We start from the raw sequence: 7,264 nt of genomic DNA on the forward strand, positions 1-7,264 counted from the left end.
CCGTTCATCGATTCCGCCGCTACGGGCTCGATCTCTGGCTCTGGCGTGAAACTGCCCGGTGTGGGGGCCGTTGCGTTCCGCGGCAAGGGCAATGCCGCCGGCGCAACGCCCGATGAGGACCGCGTCGTGCGCGCCGACAAGAAGGGCCGCCTCGTCCAGGTGTCACCGGTGGCGCCGCCGAAGAATTTCAGCGCCGGCTCGATCTTCGAGCGCACCTCGTCGCTGCTCCGCCCCGCGATGGACAGCGGCCTGAAGCTCACCTTCGCCAAGCCTGGCATCAAGGGCAAGGAAGTCCAGATCGCCCAAGCCTTCCATATCCGCGAAGACAAGAAGCCCGATCCCGGACTGCCGGCGGCTCTCGTCGCGCTCGTGAACAACGACAAGCCGGATATCCTCGCCACCGCCTATGCCCAGTCAGCGCCGGACTACGCCAAGGCGTCACCCTTCGAGGCGCTGCTGCAGGACGATCCCAACGACGGCCGCTTCATCCCGCCGATGGGCAAAGGCGACCACGCGTGGATGCAGAACCCGCTGCCGGCGGCCGTCTTCTCCAAGCCGGAACAGGAATGCCTCGCCAAGGGCATCTATTTCGAGGCGCGCAGCGAGCCGGTGCGTGGCCAGGCCGCGGTTGCGCAGGTGATCCTCAACCGCGTCCGCAACCCGGCCTATCCGAAGACGATCTGCGGCGTCGTCTACCAGAACGACAACTGGTTCAACCGCTGCCAGTTCTCCTTCGCCTGCGACGGCAGGAAGAAGCGTATCAACGACCCGGTCGCCTATAAGACCGCCCAGGATGTCGCCATGGCGGTGACCGCCGGCAAGATCTTCATCCCGGAGGTCGGATCCTCCACGCACTACTATGCCAACTACGTCCACCCCGGCTGGGCGCGCGCCATGCAGCGCATGACCAGGATCGGCCTGCACATCTTCTATCGCACCTATGGCGGCGGCTGGAGCTGAGCCGTTCGGGCGAGCCTCCGGGGGCGTTCTCCGCGGCTCGCCGCGCGCACCGATCGGCGCGGCTTGCCGCGCGGATTCGCGCCGAGTCCTCGCGCGGGCGTGACGGGCACGATGTCGCACCCGGATAAGTAACTGATTTAATTAAGAAAAATACATCACTTCGAAGTTCGGCCCGTGGCTTGACGGGCGCGGACCCTCTAACTATGTTGCCGGCGACTTTAGAAGCGGACGGACGGTGATAGTCTGCCCGGGCAGGGGGGTTGCGATGGCCAACAAAGACAGGCCAGACGGAACCGGAGAAACCGGCCGCGGCAAACAGCGTGAAGCCGCCATCCGCGACGACGAACTTGAGCGCCGCCGGCGCGAGCTTGAAGCATCGCTTGCATCAAGGCGCACGGACCGGCTCGAGGGGAAAGACGAAGCGAAAGCTGCGACCGGTTACGGTCAGGCACTGAAACTGTCCAGCGAGTTCATCGCCGGAGTGGTGGTTGGTGTCGGCTTGGGCTGGATCATCGACCGCCTGGCGGGAACGGCGCCTTGGGGTCTGATTGTCGGCCTCTTGCTGGGCTTTGGCGCCGGTATACTCAATGTCCTGCGTTCGGCGGGACTTGCACCGGAATTCGGTCAAGGCGGCAAGCCGCCCGAGCCGAAGGAATGAGATGAGGCGCCGCAAGGCGCTAAAACGAACTTAAGAAGCCGGTTGCGGCTTTGACGGGGATAAAAAGTGGCTGCTGACAAGGTCGATCCGATCCACCAGTTCCAGATCCATCCGATCATCCCGCTTCATATCGGCGGCTACGACGTCTCCTTCACCAATTCCGCCCTGTTCATGGTCGTGACGGTCATCGTTGCGTCCGCCTTCCTCTACATGAGCACCGCCAGCCGCGCCCTCATTCCGGGCCGCCTGCAGTCGATGTCCGAGATGGCCTACGAGTTCGTCGGCAACATGCTGCGCGACGCGGCGGGCAAGCAGGGAATGCAGTTCTTCCCGCTGGTGTTCTCGCTGTTCATGTTCGTGCTGGTCGCCAACCTGATCGGCCTGTTCCCCTATTTCTTCACCGTCACCAGCCACATCATCGTCACCTTCACGCTGGCCGCGCTGGTCATCGGCACCGTCGTCGTCTACGGCTTCGCCAAGCACGGCTTCGGCTTCCTCAAGCTGTTCGTGCCGCATGGCGTGCCCGGCTACCTCATGCCGCTGGTGGTGGCGATCGAAGTCATTTCATTCGTCTCGCGCCCCGTCAGCCTCTCGGTTCGTCTTTTCGCCAACATGCTGGCCGGCCACATCACGCTGAAGGTGTTTTCGGGCTTCGTCGTCAGCCTCAGCGCGCTGGGCGCCGTCGGCGTCGCCGGCTCGATTTTGCCGCTCGCCATGGCCGTCGCCCTGACGGCCTTGGAATTGCTGGTCGCCTTCCTGCAGGCCTACGTCTTCGCGGTGCTGACCTGCATGTACCTGAACGACGCTCTGCACCCGAGCCACTGATCGATCTTCACCGGCGCCCCGGCGCCAGCATACCCAACGTACCAACCGCAACGATTACGAAAACCACAGGAGTTTTGAAATGGACGCAACTGCAGCAGCTGCTATCGGCGCTGGTATCGCCTGCATCGGCATGGGCGGCGCGGGCATCGGCCTCGGCAACATCTTCGGCAGCTACCTCTCGGGTGCGCTCCGCAACCCGTCGGCTGCTGACGGCCAGTTCGGCCGCCTGATCTTCGGCTTCGCCGTGACCGAAGCTCTGGGCATCTTCTCGCTCCTCATCGCGCTGCTGCTGGTCTTCAAGTAAGAAGCACGCGCTGACGAAAGGGGCCGCATGGTGCGGCCCCGCCGTATGGACAGGGGAATGAGATGTTCGTGACATCTGCCTTTGCGCAAGAGTCCGCGCCGGCTGCGGCCGAAGGCGATACGCATGCGGGCACCGTCGTGCCTGCCGAGGAGCATGGCACGTTCCCGCCGTTCAATGCCGAGACCTTCCCGTCGCAGATCCTGTGGCTCGTCATCACCTTCGGGCTCTTTTATCTGTTCCTGAAGCGGGTTGTGATGCCGCGCGTCGGCGCCATCATCGACGTCCGCAACGATCGCATCACCCAGGATCTCGACCACGCCGCAAGGCTGAAGGGTGAGGCCGATGCGGCCGTTGCCGCCTATGAGCAGGAACTGGCGGAAGCCAAGGCCAACGCCAACAAGATCGGCCAGCAGGCGAGCGACGCCGCCAAGAGCGAAGCCGAAAGCACGCGCAAGAAGCTCGAGGCCGAACTCGAGAAGAAGCTCGGCGAGGCCGAGGCGAGCATCGCCTCGATCAAGGCCAAGGCGATGAAGGAAGTCGGCACGATCGCCGAGGACACCACGTCGGCCATCGTTGAGGCGCTCGTCGGCGGCAAGACCGACAAGGCCGAGATCGCGGCCGCGGTCAAATCCGCAGCCCGGTGAGGAGGGCATCATGGACGCCACATCACTCGCTACACTCTGGGCAACAATCGCCCTGATCATCTTCCTCGGCGCCGTCATCTATCTGAAGGTGCCGGGCATGCTCGCCAAATCGCTCGACGCCCGCGCGGCCAAGATCAGCAGCGAGCTCGAGGAAGCCCGCCGCCTGCGCGAGGAGGCCCAGCAACTGCTTGGCCAGTACCAGCAGAAGCGCAAGGAAGCCGAGAAGGAGGCCGCCGACATCGTCGCCGCCGCCAAGCGCGAGGCCGAGCTGCTCGCTTCCGAGGCGCACAAGAAGACCGAGGACTATGTCGCCCGGCGCACGGCTCTTGCCGAGCAGAAGATCAGCCAGGCCGAGCGCGAGGCGATCGGCGAGGTGCGCGCCAGCGCCGTCGACATCGCCGTCGAAGCCGCCCGCGCCCTGCTTGCCGCCAAGGTCGACGCCAAGGCCGGCGCCGATCTGTTCAAGTCCGCGCTGCAGGACGTGAAGGCCAAGCTGAACTGACGAATTTCGCTTTACGGAATCAAAAAGCCGCCTGGGCAACCCGGCGGCTTTTTTGTTGTGGCGGAGATAATCTCCCCCCTCGAGGGGAGATGTCGCCGAAGGCGACAGAGGGGGTCGCCTCCGCTGACGCAGCGCTCTACTGGTGCAAATGCCGTATTGAAAGAAAAAAGAGGTTGGCGCTCTTCGCGAGGCGACCCCCTCTGCCTGCCGGCCATCTCCCCCTCAAGGGGGGAGATTACGCAACTCCCGCGGCGCCTCACTCCAATCCTGCGAAGCTCTCTTCTTCCTCTTCCACCACCTCAACCCCACCCAGTCGAAACGGTGCGAACGACGCCCGGTGCAGCCGCGCCACCGGGCCATGCACTTCGATAGCGGTCCGATGCCGAACGGTCGCATAGCCCATATGCACTTCGAAGCCATAGTGCTCGTGATGACCGCCGCATCCGCACATCATCCGGTCGCGCATCACCTTGGCGACGATCGAGGCGGCGGCGATCGACTGCGAGCGCTGGTCGCCCTTGATCAGCGCCCGGCCCTCGCAGGGCAGCCCAGGCGGCACGTCGCGGCCATCGGCCAAGGCCAGCTTCGGCTGCAGCGACAGGCCGGCCGCGGCGCGGCGCATCGCTTCCAGGCTGGCTTTCAAAATGTTGCTGTTGTCGATGCCTTCGGCGCTGATCGAGGCCATCGAGACGCTGAGCGCCGAGCCGAGAATCTTGAGGAACAGCGCCTCGCGCTGCAAGTGGGTGAGGCGCTTGGAATCGTCGAGGCCATCGGGAATGTTGGCCGGGTCGAGCACCACTGCGGCTGCAACCACCGGACCGGCGAGCGGCCCGCGGCCGGCCTCGTCCATGCCCGCGACAGGCCACATCCCATCGGCCATCGCCTTCGTCTCGATGGAGAAGTCGGGCTTCTCGACAAGTTCAAAGAGAAGCGGAGAATCGGAACGCGCGCGAGCCATGGTGCGGCGAGGTTCGCATCGGCTCCGATTCTCCGCAAGTCCCTCCGGGTCGGATGGGGCGTCGGACCAGGGAGGGCACCGTCTCACGGCCGGGGGACAGGGGCCGGACGGGATCGTGGGCCAGGGCACAGCCATGCGGCGCGCCCTGGCCTGGTCTTTGTCAAAGCAACATCAGCTGCTCTCCGGCGCCTGAGCCCGCGACGAATTGATCGGTCCGAAGCTGCCGCCTCTCGACGTTGAGACCGAGCCTCTTGGCGGCCATCTCGAAGCGCCGGCCGATCTGCCAGGCATAGGGTCCGGCGCCTTTCATGCGCTTGCCCCATTCCGAATCGTAGTCCTTGCCGTCGCGCATCGAGCGGATCAGCGACATCACATGCCGATAACGATCCGGATAATGGCGAAGCAGCCAGTCCTTGAAGATCGGCGCCACTTCGAGCGGCAGCCGCAGCACGACATAGCCCGCTTCCCTGGCGCCGGCTGCGCGTGCCGAATCGAGGATGCGTTCCAGTTCCGGGTCGTTCAGGCCGGGAACGATCGGCGCCACCATCACCGAGGCCGGGATGCCGGCATCCGAAAGCTGCCTTATCGCCTCCAGTCGCTTGGTCGGGGTCGACGCGCGGGGTTCCATCGTTCTCGCCAGCATGCGGTCGAGCGTCGTGACCGACAGCGCCACCTTGGCGAGGCCGCGTTCGGCCATGCGCGACAGGATGTCGATGTCGCGCGTCACCAGCGCCGATTTGGTGACGATGCCGACCGGGTGGCCGCGCGCCTCCAACACCTCCAGGATCTCGCGCATGATCCGGTACTGCTTCTCGATCGGCTGGTAGGGATCGGTGTTGGTGCCGATGGCGATGGTGCGCGGCTGGTAGCCCGGCTTCGACAATTCTCTGTCGAGCATGCGCGCCGCATCCGGCTTGGCGAAGAGCTTGGATTCGAAATCGAGCCCTGGCGACAGGCCCATGAAGGCATGCGTCGGCCTGGCGAAGCAGTAGACGCAGCCATGCTCGCAGCCGCGATAGGGGTTGATCGAACGGTCGAAGGAAATGTCCGGCGATTCGTTGCGGGTAATGATCGTGCGCGGCTTCTCGACCTGCACTTCGGTCTTGAAGGGCGGCAGCTCTTCCAGCGAGTTCCAGCCGTCGTCGAACACATGCCGGCTGACCGGCTCGAACCGGCCGGACGGATTGATGCCGGCCGAGCGCCCGCGATTGCGGTCGGGCCGGACGCGCATGCCGCTCTGTTCGATCATCGCATTGGCCATTTCGGCTCGGCCCGCTCCGAAGGCAGCAATGTCGGCACGCACGATCTGTTCCATTTTCGCCCTCTCCCAAGGACTGTCGGCAGGCTGTCGAATCGCTCTGTTCATGAAACTATTCCTATTTTGCCGGTGAGAACAAATCAAGAACTTTTTGATCCGCGACGCGCAACTGGCGCAACGCGCGGCTTTCGGCTATTCGGCTGAACGATGCTCAGCGTTCTTATCGAAACCCGGAACGACGAAGAGGGCCTTGCTCGCACGCTCGCCTCGCTGATCGGCGGCGCGGTCGAAGGCGTCGTGCGCGACGTTGTCGTCTGCGACACAGGCTCGACCGACCAGACGCACCGCGTCGCCGAGCACGCCGGCTGCCACTATGTGGCCGGCGGTATCGCGACAGGCATCGGTCAGACCAAGGGCGACTGGCTGCTGCTCCTTGAGCCTGGCGCACGGCTGGCCGAAGGCTGGATCGAGGAGGTCGTCGCTCACATGGCGAGGCAGACGATGCCCGCGCGCTTCTCGCGCGCCCGCGCCAATCGCGCCCCGTTCCTGGCCAGGGTCTTTTCCGGCAACCGGGCGCTGGCCGAGGGCCTTGTCATCAGCAAGCGCCAGGCCTCGGCTCTCGCAAAGAGCGCACGCAGCGCCGAAGCCTTGGCGCGCGGCCTCGCAACCAGAAGGCTCAATGCCGAGATCTGGGTGGCGCCGCCGAAGTGACGACCGACGCTGCGGCGTCAACAGGGAAGCCGGGCGTAAATTTCAGCCCTCGCTTTATTGTGCGTTGCACAAAATTGCAGGGGAGGTTAGCATCCTTGCCATGCGGGACAATCGGGATTGGGTAGTGCCAAAGCGATAGCCAGATGTCGCTTCGATGGACGCCATGCATATGAGGACCCGATGAACCTTGCTCCCCCAGACAATTCCGGCGCGGCCAGCCTGGAGGCCATTGCCCGCAACGGCAGCCTGCTCAAGCGCATCGCTGTGCGCATCCCGACCTATCTGACGGACCTTCGCGAAAACCCGGCCTGGCTGCCGATGTTCGTGCTGGCGCGCACCATGCCGGGGCGCCGCATGCACTGGCTGGGCGCCAAACGGGCGCGTCCGGCCGACAATGCGGAAAAGACGATGTTCACCGGCATCGAGCGCGAGGCCGTGGTAGAG

Annotated in this window: 9 protein-coding genes and 1 pseudogene; 8 read left to right on the forward strand and 2 right to left on the reverse strand. The window is 64.7% G+C overall.

Going from position 1 to position 7,264, the window contains the following annotated elements:
* The 6 genes from EOA29_RS19470 to EOA29_RS19495 form a co-directional block, all read left to right on the forward strand.
* On the forward strand, positions 1–960 hold a 960-nt coding region (locus tag EOA29_RS19470), incomplete at its 5' end, for a cell wall hydrolase (RefSeq protein WP_145969710.1).
* 265 nt (positions 961–1,225) lie between these two features.
* Positions 1,226–1,618 carry an AtpZ/AtpI family protein gene (locus EOA29_RS19475; RefSeq protein ID WP_126095306.1) on the forward strand — a complete coding sequence of 131 codons (393 nt, stop codon included), beginning with the start codon at positions 1,226–1,228 and terminating at the stop codon, positions 1,616–1,618.
* Positions 1,619–1,684: 66 nt separating this feature from the next.
* Positions 1,685–2,443 (forward strand): F0F1 ATP synthase subunit A, encoded by a 759-nt coding sequence (locus EOA29_RS19480; protein WP_127221305.1) that lies wholly within the window; start codon positions 1,685–1,687, stop codon positions 2,441–2,443.
* Positions 2,444–2,522: 79 nt separating this feature from the next.
* Entirely contained in the window at positions 2,523–2,747 is a 225-nt protein-coding gene (locus EOA29_RS19485) for a F0F1 ATP synthase subunit C (RefSeq protein ID WP_027164582.1), read from the forward strand.
* Between the two features lie 62 nt (positions 2,748–2,809).
* Positions 2,810–3,391, forward strand: coding sequence for a F0F1 ATP synthase subunit B (locus EOA29_RS19490; protein WP_127221306.1), 582 nt, complete (start codon positions 2,810–2,812; stop codon positions 3,389–3,391).
* Between the two features lie 10 nt (positions 3,392–3,401).
* Entirely contained in the window at positions 3,402–3,893 is a 492-nt protein-coding gene (locus tag EOA29_RS19495) for a F0F1 ATP synthase subunit B (RefSeq protein ID WP_126095303.1), read from the forward strand.
* A gap of 256 nt (positions 3,894–4,149) precedes the next feature.
* On the opposite strand, the gene EOA29_RS19500 is transcribed toward EOA29_RS19495, so the two are convergent.
* Together EOA29_RS19500 and EOA29_RS19505 are read right to left on the reverse strand one after the other, a co-directional pair.
* Positions 4,150–4,851, reverse strand: a complete 702-nt coding sequence (locus tag EOA29_RS19500; RefSeq protein WP_127221307.1) for a ribonuclease HII — start codon at positions 4,849–4,851, stop codon at positions 4,150–4,152.
* Positions 4,852–5,011: 160 nt separating this feature from the next.
* Entirely contained in the window at positions 5,012–6,166 is a 1,155-nt protein-coding gene (locus EOA29_RS19505; protein WP_126095301.1) for a PA0069 family radical SAM protein, read from the reverse strand.
* A gap of 150 nt (positions 6,167–6,316) precedes the next feature.
* Between EOA29_RS19505 and EOA29_RS19510 the strand changes: the two genes are divergently transcribed.
* Both EOA29_RS19510 and EOA29_RS19515 read left to right on the forward strand, forming a co-directional pair.
* On the forward strand, positions 6,317–6,820 hold the full coding sequence (locus tag EOA29_RS19510) for a glycosyltransferase (RefSeq protein ID WP_127221308.1): 504 nt from the start codon (positions 6,317–6,319) through the stop codon (positions 6,818–6,820).
* A 180-nt stretch (positions 6,821–7,000) separates the two neighbouring features.
* Positions 7,001–7,264 (forward strand): annotated as a pseudogene (locus EOA29_RS19515) (hypothetical protein); the annotation flags it as partial.

Origin of the sequence: Mesorhizobium sp. M1E.F.Ca.ET.063.01.1.1 (assembly GCF_003998155.1) — a bacterium.
Lineage (GTDB): Bacteria > Pseudomonadota > Alphaproteobacteria > Rhizobiales > Rhizobiaceae > Mesorhizobium.

What these genes read in the sequence shown, in the direction of transcription:
- EOA29_RS19475 (WP_126095306.1), top strand. Translation starts at nt 1,226, where the DNA reads ATGGCCAACAAAGACAGGCCAGACGGAACCGGAGAAACCGGCCGCGGC.
- EOA29_RS19490 (WP_127221306.1), top strand. Translation starts at nt 2,810, where the DNA reads ATGTTCGTGACATCTGCCTTTGCGCAAGAGTCCGCGCCGGCTGCGGCC.
- EOA29_RS19485 (WP_027164582.1), top strand. Translation starts at nt 2,523, where the DNA reads ATGGACGCAACTGCAGCAGCTGCTATCGGCGCTGGTATCGCCTGCATC.
- EOA29_RS19505 (WP_126095301.1), bottom strand. Translation starts at nt 6,166, where the DNA reads ATGGAACAGATCGTGCGTGCCGACATTGCTGCCTTCGGAGCGGGCCGA.
- EOA29_RS19495 (WP_126095303.1), top strand. Translation starts at nt 3,402, where the DNA reads ATGGACGCCACATCACTCGCTACACTCTGGGCAACAATCGCCCTGATC.
- EOA29_RS19500 (WP_127221307.1), bottom strand. Translation starts at nt 4,851, where the DNA reads ATGGCTCGCGCGCGTTCCGATTCTCCGCTTCTCTTTGAACTTGTCGAG.
- EOA29_RS19510 (WP_127221308.1), top strand. Translation starts at nt 6,317, where the DNA reads ATGCTCAGCGTTCTTATCGAAACCCGGAACGACGAAGAGGGCCTTGCT.